The sequence below is a fragment of the Bradyrhizobium sp. CCGUVB14 genome, from assembly GCF_024199935.1.
Lineage (GTDB): Bacteria > Pseudomonadota > Alphaproteobacteria > Rhizobiales > Xanthobacteraceae > Bradyrhizobium.
In genome coordinates this window covers 6799388-6818212 of record NZ_JANADS010000001.1, presented here as the reverse complement: position 1 = coordinate 6818212, position 18825 = coordinate 6799388, and the positions used below count along the sequence as shown (strand labels likewise).

Sequence of the window (18825 nt, the reverse complement as noted above, 5' to 3'; positions counted from 1 at the left end):
GCGGCGGATGCGGACGGTTGCTCTGCCGACCGGTCTGTCTCAAAACAACAGGACGTGAGTTGTGAAAGCGGTAATTCTCGCGGGCGGTCTCGGAACAAGGATTTCCGAAGAGACCTCGATCAGACCAAAGCCTATGGTCGAGATCGGCGGCAGGCCGATCTTGTGGCACATCATGAAATTGTATTCCGCGCATGGAGTGAATGATTTCGTGATCTGCTGCGGCTACAAGGGCTACGTGATCAAGGAATACTTTGCCAACTACTTCCTGCACATGTCCGATGTTACCTTCGACATGGAGCAGAACAGGATGGAGGTGCACCAGCAGAAGGCTGAGCCGTGGCGCGTGACGCTGATCGATACCGGCGATGAAACCCTGACGGGTGGCCGGCTGAAACGCGTCGCCAGCTTTGTGAAAGACGAGCCTGCTTTTTGTCTCACTTATGGGGATGGCCTTTCCGACCTCGATATCAGGGCGTCGATTGAATTTCATCGTCGCCACGGGAAGCTCGCAACCATCACCGCCGTTACGCCGCCGGGACGATATGGCGCCATGGAGCAATCGGGGGACAGCGTGACCGCTTTCGTCGAAAAGCCGCGCGGAGACGGAGGTGTCATCAATGGCGGATTTTTCGTGTTGTCGCCGGCGTGCATCGACCTGGTCGCGGACGATCGCGTGAGTTGGGAAAGCTATCCGCTCACCGAACTCGCTGCGCGCGGCGAATTGATGGCGTTCCGTCACAGCGGCTTCTGGCAGCCGATGGACACCCTGCGGGAGAAGACACTCCTCGAAGAGCTCTGGGCCAGCGGCAAGGCGCCGTGGAAAATCTGGTGACCGATCATCTGCCAACCCCCGCCCCGTCCTTCTGGTCGGGCAAGCGCGTCCTTCTGACCGGGCACACCGGCTTTAAGGGCGCATGGCTCGCCCTCTGGCTCAACCGGCTCGGCGCTTCCGTTACGGGTGTTTCACTACCCCCCGCAACCAATCCGAATTTGGCTAGCCTCGCGAGCGTCGGCTCGCTGATCGAACATCACATTGCCGACATCCGCGATATCGAAGCGCTGAAGCGGTTGGTGCGATCGGCCTCGGTCGACATCGTTCTTCATCTCGCTGCGCAAGCGCTCGTGCGGACGAGCTACCGGGAACCGTTGGATACTTTCAGTACCAACATTCAAGGCACCGCGAATGTTCTCGAGGCCGTCCGCGGCGCCGGCACGGCGCGAGTCGTGGTGGCCGTCACTACCGACAAGGTTTATCGGAACATCGAGCAATGGTACCCTTACCGCGAGACAGATCCGCTCGGTGGCCACGATCCCTATAGCGCCAGCAAGGCTGCAGCCGAGATCGTGATTGCCAGTTATCGCGATGCATATCTCGCTGCTGAAGGGATCGCGGTGGCTTCGGCGCGCGCCGGCAACGTCATCGGAGGCGGGGATTGGTCGCTCGATCGTCTCATCCCTGACGCAGTCCGGGCATGGGGTAGTAACGGGCCCCTGACAATCCGGCGCCCCCAGGCCCTGCGGCCTTGGCAGCACGTGCTGGAGCCGCTCGCGGCTTATCTCGTCCTCGCCGAGCGATTGTGGGCGGACCCCCGTCTTGCCGGCGCCTATAATTTTGGTCCGCCTACCCACGAGGCTGCAAGCGTCCGCGACATCGTGCTGCTGGCGCGGCGATCTTACGGCAGCGGCGAGATCGTGTGGGGCGACGGGATAGAAGGTCCTCACGAGGCAGGCTGGCTAGCCCTCGAAGTCACGAAGGCGCGCCACGAACTCGGCATTGGTGCGCGCTGGTCGCTCGAAGAGGGCGTACGGCGAACGATGGAATGGTATCGCCGTCAGCAGGGCGGAAGCCCGGTGCGCGACCTCTGCATGCAGGATATCGCCGATTTTGAGGCGGCTGCCGGACAAGGGCGTTCGGCATGAGCAGATTTCGCCTTCTCGATACGCCGATTTCAGGTTTGAAGATCGTCGAGCGCATCAAGCGTTCGGACGAGCGCGGCTACTTCTCCCGCATGTTCTGCTCAGAGGACCTGCGCGCAGCCGGCTGGACCAAACCCATTGTGCAGATCAACCAGACGCTGACCTTTCGATGTGGCGCCGTCCGCGGGATGCATTTTCAGGTTCCGCCGCATGCTGAGATGAAGCTGGTCAATTGCATTCGCGGTAAGGTGTGGGACGTCGCTGTGGATATCCGAAAGGATTCACCGACGTTTCTGAAGTGGTTTGGTGTCGAGCTGTCGCCCGAAAATAATCTGGCCTTGATCATCCCCGAGGGGGTTGCACATGGCTTTCAAGTGCTGGCGCCCGATAGCGAACTGCTCTACTTCCATAGCTGCGCCTTTGATCCATCCAGCGAGAGGACTCTTCATCCGGAAGAACCGCGCGTCTCGGTGCAATGGCCGCAGCCAATAACCGAACTATCGGCGCGTGACCGAGCGAGTCCGATGTTGCCAGATTCATTCCGGGGAATTGTATTGTGAGTTGCTGTAGGCACTGCGCAGCGAAACTGAAGCTCGAGTTGATCAATCTCGGCACGTCGCCGCCGTCGAACGCATATCTGTCGCCGGATATGCTAGCTGCGCCCGAAAAGTATTTCCCGCTCCGAATCATGGTTTGCGAGAAGTGCTGGCTGGTGCAGACTCTGGATTTTGCCGAAGCGGACGAGCTGTTTTCGAGCGAGTACGCCTATTTCAGCAGTTTTTCGACCACCTGGTTGCAGCACGCCGAAGCTTACGTGGATGGGATGGCCAAGCGCTTCGCACTCGACACGAACAGCCATGTCGTGGAAGTCGCGTCCAACGACGGCTACCTGCTGCAATATGTGAAGGCACGGGGAATTCCCTGTCTCGGAATCGAGCCGACTGCGAGTACGGCGTGCGCGGCGCGGGAAAAAGGCATCGAGACGCTAGAAGCTTTTTTTGGCGCAGGCCTCGGTGCGAGCCTTGCCGCTGAGGGTAGGCAGGCTGATCTCACGGCAGCAAATAACGTTCTCGCGCATGTGCCCGATATCAATGATTTCGTGAAGGGCTTTGTAAATCTCCTGAAGCCAAACGGGGTTGCGACATTCGAATTCCCGCATTTGTTGCGTTTGCTCGCCGAGGCGCAGTTCGACACAATCTACCACGAGCATTTCTCCTATCTCTCGTTGACGACGGTTGTGCGGATCTTCCAAGCGAATGGTCTTTCCGTATTCGACGTCGAGGAAATTCCCACTCACGGTGGAAGCTTGCGGGTGTTTGCGCAGTGCGGGGCAAGGGGAAAGCGCCCCCTGACTGATCGGGTGGACGCCGTCCTAACGAGGGAGTGCGAGGCCGGATTGTCAACTTCTGGGGGGTATGAGCGGTTTCAGGTCCGAGCGGAGAAGATCAAGGACGATTTCGTATCGTTTCTGATCGAAGCCAAGCGCCGCGGCAAGCGGGTGGTCGCTTACGGCGCGGCCGCCAAGGGAAACACCCTCTTGAACTTTGCTGGATGCCGCGGGGATCTCATTTCCTATGTTGTCGATCGCAATCCTGCGAAACAGGGGAAATTTCTGCCGGGCAGCCGCATCCCCATTGTCGGCGAGGCGATCTTTTATAACGACAACCCGGACTACGTCGTCATACTGCCGTGGAATCTCAAGGTGGAAGTGATGGATCAACTCAAGCGCGCCGGCGTTTCGCGTGCGCAGTTCGTGACCGCAATTCCCGCGCTTGAAATCGTGTGACCGAGGCTCGTCAATGATCTGGTTCGGGCCAATCGTCAAATGAGGGTAGCAGTTACCGGCGCGCGCGGATTTGTAGGCCGTCACGTGCTTGGCCAACTCGCTACGCGCGGCGTCGAGATTGTCGCGACGGAGCGTCCGGGCGTTGTGCGAGAACGGGCAGCTGTGGCCGATGTGCGCTGGGTCTCGCTCGACATCGCTAATCCGCCCGCCGATTGCTTCGCCGTGTTGGAATACCCCGACGTACTCTTGCATCTCGCCTGGGATGGGCTGCCAAACTACCGTTCGCTCTATCACCTTGAAACCGAACTGCCGCGTCAATACGGCTTTCTCGCCAACGCGGTTCGCAACGGACTTCCGGCACTGGTCGTCGCCGGTACATGCCTGGAGTATGGTCTGCAATCAGGTGCTCTGTCTGCACACCTGGAGACTCGCCCGACGACGCCTTATGGGCTTGCGAAGGACATGCTGCGCAAGCAGCTTCAATTTCTGAAGGCCGTGCAGCCCTTCGGGTTGACCTGGGCGCGGCTCTTCTACATGTATGGCGACGATCAGCCGGCGACCTCGCTTTACCCGTTGCTGAAAGCCGCGGTCGCATCCGGCCACGAGCAATTTCCGATGTCGGGCGGCGAGCAGCTCCGCGACTATCTGCCGGTCGACGAAGTTGCCGGGCGCCTCGCCGATCTCGCAATCGATCCGGCTGATCGTGGGCCAATCAACCTGTGTTCCGGGCAACCTGTTTCGGTTCGCGGCCTGGTCGAAAGCTGGATTGAGCGGAACGGCTGGAGTATCCGGCCCAAATACGGCGAACTTCCGTACCCCGACTATGAGCCCATGGCATTCTGGGGAGTGCCGTGATGACGGAGCCCGTGCCATTGGGGCGCTTCGGCGAAAGCTCGACAAGCGATTGGATTCAAAATGTGCGGACCCGCTCGCTGCGGAGCAGGCTAGAGCGGGTATACCGCAACGCGTGGGGGGATGACCCCAGGCAGGCATTGGTACGCCTGCCTCTGCTGGCGTTCGTGTTCGTATGCGTTTTCGACCCGGCCGATCAGATATTCCACGCCAAGGTCTGGCTCTTCATGGCGATGTGGACGGGAGTGTGCGTCCTCTTCTATTTTGATGGGGACAAAATTCAGCCTGCTCCAGGAGTGACCATCTGCGTATTACTTCTGATTACTATCTCCCTGCTTTCGATCGTCTGGTACTATCTCGTCGATGGAACAGAACCTTACGCCGGGTTCGGTCTTTTGAAAGGCTTCCTGCTCCTCTCGATTGCGATTGTACTAGCGGCCTGCCGCATCGATTTGATGCCGTTCTTGAGCACGCTGCTCGTCCTGCTCGCGCTGTTGACTGTCGCGGTGTTCGTCCTGGTGCAGCTCAGACCCGAGATGTTCCCGGCCCTGCAGCAGATGGGCTCCAGCAGCGGATTGGTCCTGCTGGCCGAGCGGAGCCATGGGGAAGGGTTCAAATTCACGCAAGTCAATGTCGTCACCTTGCCGCTGCTGACGATTTCGATTCCCTATTTCTTCGATCGTGCGATGGGCGCACCAAACTTTCGGGCAAAGGCTTTCAATTTGGCGCTAGCGGCCGTCAGCATATTGGCGATGCTATTCTCCGGCTCACGCAACCTGGCCGCGGCTGCGCTGCTGCTGCCTTGTCTCTTATGGCCTCTTTACACGAGACGGATCGTTCTGAACGTGCTCATCAGCCTGGGTACCTTGGCGGTCCTTTCGTTGCCATTTGTCGCGAGACTCCGGGCATCTCTTGATCCCAGCGAGTTGTCGAATAACATCAAACTCACCTTGCTTGGCGACTATGCTCATATTTTCAGCGACCTGCAGACGTTGCTGCTCGGCAAAGGCCTCGGCGCCTACTACCGCTGGAGTACCTCCGGACGTCCCGAGTTCGAGCTCACCGGTGAGTATTTCTACTTCAATACGGAGCTGACCTATGCGGAACTGATCCGTTATTTCGGCTTGTTCGGCGCGGCCATCGTGATCTTGATTTTGCTATTTCCTGTTGGAAAAGCATTTCTAACAGACGTGAGCTCGCGCCAGCGGGCGCTCGCGTTAGGCTGGTTGGCATATCTTTGCATGACCGCTACAAATCCGATGTTGTTCTCGTCAACCGGTATGCTGCTGCTGTCGGTGATGCTGGTTGAAACTGTTTCATCCGCGAACACGAATTCATGACGTCCGCCCCGACCCGATTTAGCGTCGTTCTACCTGTTCGGAACGGCTGGCCGTATGTTCAGGAATGCGTCGAAAGCATTCTTGCGCAAACCTATCCGCATTTCGACTTGATCGTGCTCGACAACCAAAGCACCGACCAGACCGTTCCCTGGCTCAAGTCGCAGAACGATAGCCGCATTCGCCTGTACGGCTCCTCGTCTTCGCTGTCGATCGTCGATAGTTGGGCTCGTGCCGTGGGGGTAGAGAAACAGGAATACATGACGCTGATCGGGCACGACGATCTGCTCGATCCCGGCTTTCTGACCGCGATCAATGATTCGATTGATCGCTATCCGGACGCAAAGCTGTACCAAACCGGCTCACGTTTGATCGACACGGTCGGCGAGACTATCCGCAGTTGTCGAGCCGTTCCTGAACGTGAAACTCCGGCGCAGTACATCGAAGGCCGCTTTACCTACAGGCGGGACATCACCGGGACCGGTGTCGTCTTTCGATCAGCAGAGTATGACCGGCTCGGGGGCATCCCGCGTTTCGAGCGGCTGTTTTTCGCCGATGATGCGTTGTGGCTGTCGTTGATGAAGGGCGGCTACAAGGCTTTCGCTCCCGCCGAGCTCTGCTCCATCCGAATGCACCCGAAGAAGGAATCCACCACTAAGCCGTCATCATGGCCTTCGCTGCTGCTGGCGCTCAACCAGTTCGCGGAATTCCTGCAGGATTACGTGCCATCGGATGCCCAGGCGAAGGCAGCGGTCGCACAGTATGGCCCAAGCTTTATGCTCAAATATCACCGGAATCTGTACATCCTCGCGCTGTTGGAGGCATGTCAGTTGGGGCGCACAATCAATCCCGCCACGACAGAACGATTTGCTGCGTCGCTCAAGAAATGCGCCCCGGCCGTCGACGGTTCACTGCGCAAGTCACCGAAGGTCGCTTTGGTCGAGGCGCTCAATGCTTCCCCAGCCCGCAGCCTCGCTCTTGGCTTGTGGAATATCTATCACCGCCTTTGGATGCAAGCGCAATGACTGTTGAGGGATCGCCCGACCTGTCGCCCGTTGGGCTAGCAAGCGATAGCCCACCGATGGGGCACGTCGTTTGCGTGATTGTCAGCTATCGGCCTGAGGTCGAGCAGCTTGCTCGTCTCGGCGCGTCCATCGTGGCGGACGGGGCGAGGGCGATCGTGGTCGACAATACCGAGACGCCCGGTATTTCGCAGGCGCAGGTACCGGCCGATTGCGAGGTGATCTCCCTGGGTCGGAATACGGGCATTGCACATGCCCAGAACGTGGGAGTCGCGCGCGCCAGAGAGGCCGGTGCATCAATCATCGTCTTCTTCGATCAGGATTCGAAATTCGAATGGGGATTCCTGCCAGCATTGGTCGCGCCATTGCGGTCTGGTGTTCCTGAGATCACATCCCCGCTCTTCGTCGATGACCGGACGGGGATGGCGCTCCCCTCGCAGCGGTTGGGGCGATGGGGACTGCCGCAAGCCGTTTACGGGGGCGCTGCAGCCGAACCCTATCCAGTAGACATCGTAATCGCCTCCGGAACAGCTGCGACCCAGGAGGTGTTCGCCCTTGCCGGAGGGTTCGACGAGGCGCTGTTCATCGACGGTGTTGACAGTGAGTGGTGCCTCCGCTGCCGGAGCAAGCAAATTCCGATTTACGTAATTCCGGCGGCGGTGATGCGGCATCAGATCGGACACGATTTGGTCCGGCTCGGGCCCTTCACCATTTTCATGCACAGCCCGACGAGGTGCTACTATCAGGTCCGAAACTGTTTCCATCTGATGCGGAAGAGGCACGTGCCGTTCGGCTTTGCTTTCAGGCATACTATATCCGTTGTGTTGAACCGCTTGCTTGCGCTATTTCTCGTCAGCGATCGTTTGGCCTACATCAAGGCTTATCTGGCGGGGCTGCGTGATGGCTTAAAGGGCGTCGCTGGTGCCAAGCCGCGCTGAGCAGTGCCCGCGATGTGGCCGTTTTCGTTGATGTCGGAGAGGCGCCACCATGGAGCGACGTACGAAACCGCTGCTGCCGCTGACCGGATGCGGGCTCTATTTTGCAATCGCTCTCATCCTGAAATATTCATTTGTACCGCCTGCGGCGCCGCCGGGCCAAGCGTTGCTTCTTCATCACCCATTTTCGAGGATTGGAACGTTCGGTGCTGCACTCACCTTGCCTGAATTGAGCGCGGTCGCCGACACTCCGTCGGATTTGGCTCGCTCGCCTGTGGTGGTCTACGAGAATAACCTTCCGTTGGGTCCAGGGCATGCTCCACATGGTGAGATCGCAGAGCTCGGCCAGGGCCGGTTTTCTCACCTGAACGATGCGATCGTGTTCTCAGCCAGCGATGGGACCAGCGCCAATTCGAATGGCCGGAAGTATTGGGCAGTCATACCTAGGAAATGATTTCGACCTTTGTGAGCGCGGCCGTCGGCCGCGTTTTTGGCGGGGCGACGCCGATTCAACCCAAGAGCAGGCAAGCTCGAACCGAACGTCTCATCGATCTATTTCCTTGTTTTTGAATGTATTTTTTCGTTTGTGTCGCCTGTCAATCTACGCTTAATAGGTGTTCTGCGGGCTGGGAGAGCCTGTGCGCAATTCGTAGTGCGGCGCCCCTGGGTCGCCCCGAAGGTAGTTGATGACGTGAACGTATTGGTGCTCGGAGCCACTGGTCTACTCGGCAATGCCGTGTTCCGCAGCCTATCGAAAATGCAGGATGCGCGGGTCGCAGGGACCATTCGGCAGGAGGCGGCCCGACGGCTGTTTGATCCGGCGTTGGTCGAACGCCTCACTGCTGTCGACAATATCGAGGATACAAAACGACAGGCGGATTTGTTCGACACCCTTCGCCCGGATGTTGTCGTCAACTGCGTCGCTGTCGGCCGGCCCGCACCCGCCGATCCCATGCGTTCGGTCGCGATTTATGCGGTGCTGCCGCAGCGCCTCTCGCAGCTGTGCCATCGTACCGGCGCGCGGTTCATCCAGATCAGTTCAGATGGCGTATTTTCAGGCAACAAGGGCGCTTATACCGAAGACGATCTGCCAGATGCCGATGATGTTTACGGCACGTCGAAGTTCCTCGGCGAAGTCGACGCGCCGCACGCCGTCACCCTGCGGACCTCCATCATCGGCCACGAGCTGCAAGGCGGCAGCGGATTGCTGGAATGGTTCCTGTCGCAGCAGGATGAATGCCGTGCCTTCACGCGGGCGATCTTCTCCGGCTTCCCGACGATCGTGCTGGCGGATATGATCCGGGATGTCGTGATCCCGCGGCCGGATCTTTGCGGCATTTATCATGTTGCGACCCGGCCGATCTCGAAGTTCGATCTGCTATTGCTGGTTGCCGAGCATTACGGCAAAAGGATCAAATTGGTTGCGGACGACCGGCAGGCGCCGGATCGTTCGCTGGTTGCGGATCGTTTCGAGCAGGCGACCGGGTACAAGCCGCCGGACTGGCCGGCGCTGGTTGATGCAATGTACCGCGACAAATTCAGTTCGGTGGGACCCGATGTTCAAGGATAAGGTTGTCGTCATCACGGGCGGAACGGGGTCGTTCGGCCAGCACATCCTCAGGGGCTTCCTGTCGACAGACGTTGCCGAGATACGCATCTTCAGCCGCGACGAGAAGAAGCAGGAGGAGATGCGCACGGCGTTCAATAACAGCCGCCTGAAATTCTATATCGGCGACGTGCGCGCCTACGATTCGATTCATCAGGCGCTGAAGGGCGCACACTACGTGTTTCACGCCGCCGCGCTGAAGCAAGTGCCGTCCTGCGAATTCTATCCGCTGGAGGCGGTCCGCACCAACGTTCTCGGCACCGAGAACGTCATGAGTGCGGCGATCGCCAACAACGTCGAGAAGGTGGTCGTGCTCTCGACCGACAAGGCGGTCTATCCGATCAACGCCATGGGGCAGACCAAGGCACTGATGGAGAAGGTGATGGTGGCGAAGGCACGCCAGCAGTCACCGTCCGAGACCCTGTTGTGCGCAACCCGTTATGGCAACGTCATGGTGTCGCGCGGTTCGGTGATCCCGCTGTTCGTCCAGCAGATCAAGGCGGGCAAGCCGTTGACCATAACCGATCCGAACATGACGCGCTTCCTGATGTCGCTCGACGATTCAGTCGAGCTTGTGCTGCACGCCTATGAGCACGGCCAGCAGGGCGACATCTTCGTGCAGAAGGCGCCCGCAGCCACGATCGCCGACCTCGTTCAGGCGCTCAAAGAGCTCTTCAAGGCCGACAATCCGGTCCAGATCGTCGGCACGCGTCACGGCGAAAAACTGTACGAATCGCTCGTTTCACGCGAGGAAATGGCCCGCGTCCAGGACATGGACCGCTACTATCGGATCCCGGCCGATAATCGCGATCTCAATTACGCGATGTACTTCACAGACGGACAGCGGGAGATTTCAACCCTCGACGACTATACGTCACATAATACCGAACGTTTGACCGTTGCCGGCGTCAAGGCGCTCCTCCTCAAGCTGGATTTCATCCAGCGGCATCTGCGGGGCGCGGACGGCGAAATTGCAGAAATCTAGTTTTTCCCGGGTTATCGACCTGATGAAATGATTGTGCTACCTCGCACTTCCGTTACCGACGGTTGTGGCAAGGTCACTGTCGACGGCAGGGAAAAGGGGACTTTTCGCGATGGAACCGGGTGATTCCGCCCAGCCTTGCTGCGCGTTTTGCGACAGCAGGCGGCTCGGACTGGTGATGGATTTCGGCAGGGTCGGACTCGCGGGCGGATTTCTCAAGCCTGAACAGTTCGCGACCGAGCCAACCTTTCCCATGCGCCTGCACTTCTGCAAGGACTGCTACGCCGTGCAGGTTACGGACAAGGTTCCGGCTGACGTCATGTTCAAGGACTATTTCTATTTTTCGTCATCGATCGGAACCCTTCGCGACCATTTCGGCGCCTATGCGGACGAGGTCACCAGGCGCTTTCTCGATCCCGCCAAGGCGACGGTTCTCGAATTCGGCTGTAATGACGGCGTGCTGCTGCGTCCGCTCGCGGACCAGGGCATTCGGACCGTGATCGGCGTCGATCCGGCTTCCAACGTTGTCGCAACCATCGACGATCCGCGCATCAAGGTGGTCAACGACTACTTCACCGAGAGTGTGGCGCGCAACGTCGTCGCCGAGCACGGCGGCGTCGATCTGATTATGGCCAACAACGTTTATGCGCACATTCCCGATATCCAGGGCACGACGCGCGCGGTTGCTGCGGCGCTCGGTCCGGACGGCGTGTTCGCCTTCGAGGTGCACTACCTCGGAAAGGTGATCGACGAACTGCAATACGACATGGTCTATCACGAGCACCTCTATTACTACTCGCTGCTGTCGGTGATGAACCATCTCGCGCGCTACGACATGATGGTGTTCGATATCAAGCCGATCCCGATCCACGCCGGCTCGATCCGCTTCTACACCTGCAAGAAGGGCAGCAAGCACAGCGCGTCCGTTTCGCCCGCGGTCAGGGTGCTCGAGGCGGAAGAGCGCGCGCGTGGGTTCGATCGCTTTGAGACCTTCCAGGCGTTCTCCGCCACGGTCGCCGCTCACCGCGATGAGCTGATCGGGCTGTTGAACCGTCTGCGGGCCGAGGGCAAGCGTATCGCCGGCTACGGCGCGTCAGGTCGCGCCAACACCATGATCCAGTGGTGCGGCATCAGCCACGATCATCTCGACTACATGATCGACGATGCGCCAGCGAAGGCCGGGTTCTATACGCCGAAATCGCACTTCCAGATTCATCCGAGCACAATTCTCGGCAGCGACAATCCGCCGGATTATCTCCTAGTCTTCGCCTGGAGTTTCTTCGACGAGATCAGGAAAAGAAACGCGGCCTATCTGGAGAAAGGCGGCCGGATGATCCTGCCGCTGCCAGAGGTCTCGATCTTTCCGCCGTCCGACGCCTAAGGTCTCGCTCTCAAGCACCGGTTCAACGAAAGCCATACGGAACACACAAATGAAGGTGATGTCGATTTTCGGTACGCGGCCGGAAATGATCAAGATGTGGTCGACGCTGAAGAAGCTCGACGACTACAATTTCGATCATGTGATGGTCCACACCGGTCAGAATTTCACGCCGGAGCTACGCGAGTTCTTCTTCAAGGATCTCAAGCTCAGGAAGCCGGACTACGAGCTGGACATCGACACCTCGGGTTACGGTCCCGAAGTCGCGGATGTGATCAAGAAGTCCGACGCATTGATGGAGAAGGTGAAGCCCGACGCCCTGCTGATTCTGGGTGACACCTATAGCGGATTGAGCGTGCTGCCTGCGTCGCACCGCGGCATCAAGATCTTCCACATGGAGGCCGGTCTGCGCGCGTGGGACCGTCGCATGCCCGAACAGCGCAACCGCATCCTCATCGATCATATCAGCAATATCCTGCTGCCCTATAACCACTATCATCGCGAGAACCTGCTGCGTGAGGGCATCCACCCCTCGAAGATCATCGTGACCGGCAACACGACGTTCGAGGCGATGCGCGCCTTCATGCCGGAGATCGAGAACAGCGACATCCTCAAGCGCCTGGGGCTCGAGCCGAAGAACTACATCCTGGTGACGGCGCATCGCAGCGAGAATGTCGACGATCCGCAGAATCTCGCGAATATCTTCAAGGCGCTTGGCATCCTGAACCAGCGGCTCAAGCGCGAGATCATCTTCCCGATGCATCCGCGTACGACCAGCAAGCTGAAGAGCATCGACGTGCCGCCGAACATCCGGATCATGGCGCCGCTCGGCTTCTACGATTTCAACAAGTTGCTCAAGCAGTCTTACGTCGTGCTTTCCGACTCCGGCACCGCGGCAGAGGAGGGGCTGTTCTACAAGGTGCCCAATGTCAGCCTGCGCATGGCGACGGAACGTATGGAGACGCTCGAAAGCGGTGCCACGATCGTTTCAGGCATGGAGGCCGAGAACATCGTCGAGGCGGTGACGCTGGCCGTCGGCCTGCCCTGGAGCGCGCGCTACGAGTTCGAGGAGGACTATTCACCCTCGTCCGTGGTGGTGAACGCGATCCGCACCAAGATCACGAACTTCTTCTGAGCTTTGCGGCGCGCGGCGGTGAGCCGCCGCTGATCTTGTTGAAGCATTGACATGAACCGTAGCCTGCTGATTGCATTGATCTCGACGGACTATCCGCCGCTGCGGACGTCCGCCGCAGTGCAGCTGCGGGATCTCTCACGGGAATTTGCCGCGCAGGGGCATCGGCCGGTTGTCATCGTTCCGTCGCCTATGTCGGATAGGCCGTGGGTGGTGGAGCAGCTCGACGGGGTCGAGGTGTTGCGCGTGGCTGCGCCGCCGACGCGTTCGCCGTCCTTCGTCCGGCGTGCCATCGCCGAGATGTGGCTGCCATTCGCCATGTATTTCAACATCCGGCGCAGCCCGTTTGCCTCGGCGAACTGGGACCTTCTGGTGTGGTATTCGCCACCAATCTTCTTCGGCCCGCTGATCGCGAAATTGCGGCGTACGTCGAAGGGCAAACACAAGGGGAGGACCTATCTCATCCTGCGCGACATTTTTCCGGAATGGGCGGTCGACCTCGGCCTGGTTCGGCGGGGCCCGGTTTACCTCGTCTTCAAGGCCATCGCCGCATTCCAGTATAGCGTCGCCGAGGTGATCGGCGTCCAGACCGAGTCCAATCTCCACTACCTCAGGAAGTGGGAGCGCCCCCCACGCCGCATCGAGGTGCTACGCAACTGGCTCGCGGTCACGCCCGATGTCGGCAGCAGCATCGTGGTGCGGAATACGCCGCTCGCCGGCCGCAAGATCTTCGTCTACATCGGCAATATGGGCGTCGCCCAGGGCATGGATATCTTCATCGACCTGATTCACAGCCTGCGCGACCGCACGGATATCGGGTTCCTGTTTGTCGGGCGCGGGACCGAATTCGCCCGGCTCGAGGCCGAGAAGGCATCACGCCATCTCAGCAATGCGTTGTTCTTCGGCGAGATCGATTCCAGTGAGATTCCGGGTCTTCTTGCGCAGTGCCATGTCGGCATGGTCGCGCTGCATCCCGACCACAAAACGCACAATATTCCGGGTAAGTTCGTTTCCTACGTGCAATATGGGGTGCCAGTTCTCGCGCGCGTGAATCCGGACACCGACCTGATGAAGTTGATCGAAGCCGAGCAGGTCGGGAAGGCTTATGTCGGGAACTCCGTCACCGAGTTAAAGGAGATCGCAGAACAACTTATGGATGACGATGGATTGCGACGTTCCATGTCAGAGCGCGGTCGGGAATTGGGACGCTCTATGTTCTCGTCGTCTGTTGCAGTGCAGCAAATCGTGGCGTCCACGATTGCGCCGGCAACGGTGGGGTGATGGAGTGCCGGAAATCAGCTTCCGGGGCGGCTCGCGTGCAGGTAGTGGAACATTCTAATCAAGCAGGGTTTTCTGTCCTTTCGGCCACTGGGGCGCGTGAGCGGATGTCGTTGCGAATATTGGTGACCGGTGCCTCCGGCTTCATAGGGTCGGCCCTAACCGACGCGCTGGCAAACGACGGCCACTTCGTTCGCGCGGCATCCCGCAAGCCGACGGTGCCAGCCAATGCGGCTAAAAGCGAATGGGCGGCGCTGCCCGATCTTGAGCGCGAGGTGGATTGGACACCGCTGCTTGATGGCATCGACGTTGTCATTCACCTTGCGGCCATTGCCCATCGCACTCACATTGACAGCGGCCAGTACACCCGGGCCAATCGTGTGGCGACAGGGCACCTGGTGCGGGCCTGTGCGCAACGCGGGATCAAGCGCCTTATCTTCATGTCGTCGATTGGTGCGCAGGCAGGCTCCGCCGCCGACCATGTTGTCACCGAGAAGGACGAACCGTGGCCCATCACGGCCTATGACCGCGCCAAGCTCGCGGCGGAGGAGGAAGTTCGTCACTCCGGCGTACCTTTCACCATTCTGCGGCCGGTCATCGTCTATGGCCCGGGGGCCAAGGCCAACATGGCCATGATGATGCGGATTGCCTCGCTCCCTGTGCCGCTCCCGTTTGGCGCCTTCACGAATCGGCGATCGCTGCTCTCGATCGACAATCTCGTTCAGGCGGTGACGTTCTGTCTCGGCAATCCGAACACGATCAACCGGACTTTCATCGTTTGTGACCCCGAGCCGATCACGCTTGCGGAAATGATCGGGACGTTGCGCGAGGCGTCGGGGCGGCCGCGCAATCTCGTTCCGATCCCGCCGGCTGCGGTGCGGGCGCTGGTTTTTGCCGCTGGCCGTCGCTGGCTCTGGGATCGCATCGGACGCGACCTCGTCGCGAGTTCGGCCGATCTTCAGAGTGTCGGGTGGTGTCCTCGCGTGCAAACGAAAGATGGACTGCGCGCGATGGTGCAGGTGGCCAAGTCGCTTCCGCAGGCGTCCCGCCTATGAAGCGGCTGCTCGATGTGGCGGTCTGCGCGGTGCTTCTGCTCGTGCTCTGGCCGATCTTCCTGATTGTCGCTGGCGCCATCCGGCTCGATAGCCGGGGCGGCGCGATTTTTCGACAGGTGCGCGTCGGGAGGAACGGACGGCGATTTACCTGTTACAAATTTCGAACGATGGCCGCAGACACGGGTGATCTTCCGACCCATCAGGTCTCGGCGGCGAAGGTCACACGACTGGGCTATCACATGCGGCGATTCAAGATCGATGAACTGCCGCAGGTGTTCAACGTATTGGCCGGCGACATGAGCCTGGTCGGTCCGCGGCCGTGCCTGCCGTCGCAAGTCGAGCTTGTCGAGGCGCGGCGCAAGCTCGGCGTGTTCGATGTACGTCCCGGCATTACCGGGCTGGCCCAAGTGAGGGGCGTCGACATGTCGAACCCCGACCGGCTCGCCGAACTCGATGCCCTATATGTCAAGTCCCAGAGCTTCGTTGGCGATCTCGGCCTGATCTGGGCAACGTTGCGCGGACAGGGCGTCGGCGTCGACCAAATCGTCAAGACTTGATCGAAATGCCGGGCTCATGCTCGGCGTCGCGATGATGCGGCTTAGTCGAAGACCGGACGGAACAGCCGTGGATTCCAGCCGAAATCCTCGATCGCCGGCGTAGCGTCGAACGTCATGTCCTTCATCATGCGCAAGCCCATCGCAACGTTCGCCGTAGGAAACAGCGGCTTCGCCATCGCAAAGATGACGCGCCACAGCCACGGGGAGAGGGGTACCAGCCGCCGCGGCCGCCCCATGCCGTCAAACACCCGGCCGATCATTTCGCGATAGGACAGCGTTTCCGCTCCGGGCAGCGAATAGAATTTGTTGGACGCTGCCGGACTTTCGGCTGCTGCGATCGCACCGATCGCGAGATCCTCGGCATGCACCGGCTGCCGCAGGCCTTGCGCGCCGCCGACGACGGGCATGAAGCCGACGCGACGAATGAGCCGTGACAGCGGCGTGATGTTGGTGTCCCGTCCTTCTGCGTAAATCAGGGTCGGTCGCAGGATCGTCCAACCGACCTGGCGCTGCTCGCAGATCCTAACGATCGTCTGTTCGGCAGCGGTCAGGTTTCGGATGGTCTCGCGCTCGTCCGCAACTTCAGTGTCCTGCTTTGTGAGCACGCTGGTCGAGCTCAGTGCCACGACACGTTTGACGGTGGACGAGAGGATCAGGGGCAATGCCTCGGCGAGCAGAATTGCGTCGCTGGTACAGTAGAGCGTCGTGACATCCGGGAATTTCAGCGTGTCAGGTCGCGTCAGGTCGGCCTGAATCCATTCCACGCTGGCGGTCTTGCTGCGGGGCGAACGGGAGACAGCAAACACGCGTCCATGCCGCCGAGCGAGATGGTCAACGAGGTAGCCGCCGACCAGTCCGCTGCCGCCGATCACAAGACATTCCGTGCGTTTGCCTGCGCTGCCGTCCAGCATGCTCTACCCCGCCCTCGACCGGCGTTTACAAGCAACGCTATTGCTCGGGGTCAAGCCTGCTCTGCCCAGGTTTAGCGTCGCGTGGTGCTGCGGGCAGGAGGCGCTTCTGCTCCCGTTCCTTCATCCATGCATCGTATTGCGGCGTTCCTGGTCGCGGCGGGGCGTCCGCAGGCAGGCCGCCGGCCCATTGCGGGACGTAGTCGCCCATACCGGCCGACAGCTTCTCGTTGACGGTGCCGCAGCCGGACAGGCCCGTGGCAAGCGCGACGAGAAGCAGGAGAGACTGGAAACGCATGGACATCGTGCGGGCGCCGGAATCGGGATGGGGATGGTCAAACGCCGGATAACCAGCGGGTCAGGAACGGTAGCCTTCAACAAGGTAAAATTGGCTTATTCGAGGTGGGTATCAAAATACCGAAATGGATGGGCGCCTCGCTCGCCAATGTTCAAATTCTGCAAATGAAAGGCGAAATCCTCCATCCACCCGGCAGGTCGCCTTTCTAGACTGCGACCATCAGCTCGCGACAATCTGGCTTGGTCGGCGGCCGGGCTTTTTCGTTGACAGGTCCATTTTATTTGTACAATCGTACAAATGGACGCGACCAGGATCGAGGTGCTCGGGTTACCCCGGCGTAACCGCGACTTCGCACTCCACGCTTGGTCATCGGGACGCGCGGCTTGCGCCGAATGGTCGCCAAACGTCCGATTGACATTGAGGGCGCGAAAGACGCCTTGTGACGCGCGAGTTCGCTCGTGCGTGGGTTAAGGTGAGGCAAGGACCGGGCACTCGGTCCGGCGCACAAGAGGTCAGGAATGAAGGGGAGGGACATCTGATGTTCGAACGCAAACTATTTACGCAAACGGTCTCTTGGGCGGCCGCGGTTGCCGCCATCGCGGGCCTTGCGGCTGTCGCGCCGGCCAAGGCGGAAGACACCGTCAAGGTCGGCCTGATCCTGCCGATGACCGGCGGGCAGGCCTCGACCGGCAAGCAGATCGAGAACGCGATCAAGCTCTACATGCAGCAGAAGGGCGACACCGTCGCCGGCAAGAAGATCGAGATCATCGTCAAGGACGATGCTGCGATCCCGGATAAGACCAAGACCGCCGCGCAGGAGCTGATCGTCAACGACAAGGTCAATTTCATCGGCGGCTTCGGCGTGACCCCGGCGGCGCTCGCGGCTGCGCCGCTGGCGACGCAGGCCAAGATCCCGGAAGTCGTGATGGCGGCCGGCACCTCGATCATCACCGAGCGCTCGCCCTATATCGTGCGCACCAGCTTCACGCTCGCGCAGTCCTCGACCATCATCGGCGACTGGGCCGTGAAGAACGGCATCAAGAAGGTGGCGACGCTGACCTCGGACTACGCGCCGGGCAATGACGCGCTCAACTTCTTCAAGGAGCACTTCACCGCCGGTGGCGGCGAGGTGGTCGAGGAGGTCAAGACGCCGCTCGCCAATCCCGACTTCGCCCCGTTCCTGCAGCGCATGAAGGATGCCAAGCCCGACGCGATCTTCGTGTTCGTGCCGGCGGGCCAGGGCGGCAACTTCATGAAGCAATATGCCGAGCGCGGCCTCGACAAGGCCGGCATCAAGGTGATCGGGCCGGGCGACGTCACCGACGACGACCTGCTCAACAACATGGGCGACGCCGTTCTCGGCACCGTGACCGCGCACATCTACTCGGCGGCGCATCCCTCGCCGATGAACAAGGACTTCGTCGCCGCCTACAAGAAGGCGTTCGGCACGCGTCCCGGCTTCATGGCGGTGAGCGGCTATGACGGCATCCACCTGATCTACGAGGCGCTGAAGAAGACCAATGGCGACACCGACGGCACCAAGCTGATCGAAGCCATGAAGGGTCAGAAGTGGGAGAGCCCGCGCGGTCCGATCTCGATCGATCCGGAGACGCGCGACATCATCCAGAACGTCTATATCCGCAAGGTCGAGAAGGTCGATGGCGAGCTCTACAACGTCGAGTTCGCGACCTTCGAGGCCGTGAAGGATCTCGGCAAGACCAAGAAGTGACGCGCGAAAGCGCGTCATCCCGGGGCGCGCTCAGCGCGCTCCGGCCACGACGA

The 18825-nt window shown here is 60.1% G+C and carries 19 protein-coding genes; 17 read left to right on the top strand and 2 right to left on the bottom strand.

Translation table 11 applies throughout. The features are described from left to right. Positions 1-61 precede the first annotated feature (61 nt). The 16 genes from rfbF to NLM32_RS31980 all read left to right on the top strand — a co-directional run bounded on the left by rfbF (position 62) and on the right by NLM32_RS31980 (position 15837). A complete protein-coding gene (gene rfbF, locus NLM32_RS32055; RefSeq protein ID WP_254132724.1) occupies positions 62-832 on the top strand; it encodes a glucose-1-phosphate cytidylyltransferase in 771 nt (256 codons plus the stop codon). After that, a complete protein-coding gene (gene rfbG, locus NLM32_RS32050; protein WP_254132723.1) occupies positions 829-1920 on the top strand; it encodes a CDP-glucose 4,6-dehydratase in 1092 nt (363 codons plus the stop codon). Before rfbF ends, rfbG begins: the two co-directional genes overlap by 4 nt. Beyond that, the gene (locus NLM32_RS32045; RefSeq protein ID WP_254132722.1) at positions 1917-2477 is read left to right on the top strand and encodes a dTDP-4-dehydrorhamnose 3,5-epimerase family protein; all 561 of its coding nucleotides are present in this window, start codon (positions 1917-1919) and stop codon (positions 2475-2477) included. The genes rfbG and NLM32_RS32045 overlap by 4 nt, the downstream gene beginning before the upstream one ends. Further along, positions 2474-3703, top strand: coding sequence for a class I SAM-dependent methyltransferase (locus NLM32_RS32040; protein ID WP_309144866.1), 1230 nt, complete (start codon positions 2474-2476; stop codon positions 3701-3703). Before NLM32_RS32045 ends, NLM32_RS32040 begins: the two co-directional genes overlap by 4 nt. A 39-nt stretch (positions 3704-3742) precedes the next feature. Next, positions 3743-4558, top strand: coding sequence for an NAD(P)-dependent oxidoreductase (locus NLM32_RS32035; RefSeq protein ID WP_254132720.1), 816 nt, complete (start codon positions 3743-3745; stop codon positions 4556-4558). Further along, entirely contained in the window at positions 4558-5895 is a 1338-nt protein-coding gene (locus NLM32_RS32030; RefSeq protein WP_254132719.1) for a hypothetical protein, read from the top strand. The genes NLM32_RS32035 and NLM32_RS32030 overlap by 1 nt, the downstream gene beginning before the upstream one ends. Next, positions 5892-6917 carry a glycosyltransferase family A protein gene (locus tag NLM32_RS32025; protein ID WP_254132718.1) on the top strand — a complete coding sequence of 342 codons (1026 nt, stop codon included), beginning with the start codon at positions 5892-5894 and terminating at the stop codon, positions 6915-6917. Before NLM32_RS32030 ends, NLM32_RS32025 begins: the two co-directional genes overlap by 4 nt. Then, positions 6914-7852: a glycosyltransferase family 2 protein gene (locus NLM32_RS32020; protein WP_254132717.1), complete on the top strand. Its 939-nt coding sequence runs from the start codon at positions 6914-6916 to the stop codon at positions 7850-7852. The genes NLM32_RS32025 and NLM32_RS32020 overlap by 4 nt, the downstream gene beginning before the upstream one ends. A gap of 49 nt (positions 7853-7901) precedes the next feature. Continuing rightward, positions 7902-8303 carry a hypothetical protein gene (locus NLM32_RS32015; protein WP_254132716.1) on the top strand — a complete coding sequence of 134 codons (402 nt, stop codon included), beginning with the start codon at positions 7902-7904 and terminating at the stop codon, positions 8301-8303. A gap of 237 nt (positions 8304-8540) precedes the next feature. After that, entirely contained in the window at positions 8541-9419 is an 879-nt protein-coding gene (locus NLM32_RS32010; protein WP_254132715.1) for an SDR family oxidoreductase, read from the top strand. After that, on the top strand, positions 9406-10440 hold the full coding sequence (locus NLM32_RS32005) for a polysaccharide biosynthesis protein (protein WP_254132714.1): 1035 nt from the start codon (positions 9406-9408) through the stop codon (positions 10438-10440). Before NLM32_RS32010 ends, NLM32_RS32005 begins: the two co-directional genes overlap by 14 nt. 109 nt (positions 10441-10549) lie before the next feature. Further along, positions 10550-11818: a class I SAM-dependent methyltransferase gene (locus NLM32_RS32000; RefSeq protein WP_256568308.1), complete on the top strand. Its 1269-nt coding sequence runs from the start codon at positions 10550-10552 to the stop codon at positions 11816-11818. A 49-nt stretch (positions 11819-11867) separates the two neighbouring features. Beyond that, on the top strand, positions 11868-12950 hold the full coding sequence (gene wecB / locus NLM32_RS31995; RefSeq protein ID WP_254132712.1) for a non-hydrolyzing UDP-N-acetylglucosamine 2-epimerase: 1083 nt from the start codon (positions 11868-11870) through the stop codon (positions 12948-12950). Between the two features lie 51 nt (positions 12951-13001). Next, complete coding sequence (locus NLM32_RS31990) at positions 13002-14228, top strand: glycosyltransferase family 4 protein (protein ID WP_254132711.1); 1227 nt, start codon at positions 13002-13004, stop codon at positions 14226-14228. Between the two features lie 122 nt (positions 14229-14350). Next, entirely contained in the window at positions 14351-15280 is a 930-nt protein-coding gene (locus NLM32_RS31985; protein ID WP_254132710.1) for an NAD-dependent epimerase/dehydratase family protein, read from the top strand. Then, positions 15277-15837 carry a sugar transferase gene (locus NLM32_RS31980; RefSeq protein WP_254132709.1) on the top strand — a complete coding sequence of 187 codons (561 nt, stop codon included), beginning with the start codon at positions 15277-15279 and terminating at the stop codon, positions 15835-15837. The genes NLM32_RS31985 and NLM32_RS31980 overlap by 4 nt, the downstream gene beginning before the upstream one ends. Before the next feature lie 41 nt (positions 15838-15878). Here NLM32_RS31980 and NLM32_RS31975 read toward each other — a convergent pair whose 3' ends face one another. After that, the gene (locus NLM32_RS31975) at positions 15879-16748 is read right to left on the bottom strand and encodes an NAD(P)-dependent oxidoreductase (protein ID WP_254132708.1); all 870 of its coding nucleotides are present in this window, start codon (positions 16746-16748) and stop codon (positions 15879-15881) included. Between the two features lie 37 nt (positions 16749-16785). Further along, entirely contained in the window at positions 16786-17049 is a 264-nt protein-coding gene (locus NLM32_RS31970; protein ID WP_254132707.1) for a hypothetical protein, read from the bottom strand. A gap of 532 nt (positions 17050-17581) precedes the next feature. Here NLM32_RS31970 and NLM32_RS31965 point away from each other — a divergent pair. Further along, the gene (locus tag NLM32_RS31965) at positions 17582-18772 is read left to right on the top strand and encodes an ABC transporter substrate-binding protein (RefSeq protein WP_254132706.1); all 1191 of its coding nucleotides are present in this window, start codon (positions 17582-17584) and stop codon (positions 18770-18772) included. The last annotated feature ends 53 nt before the right edge of the window (positions 18773-18825 follow it).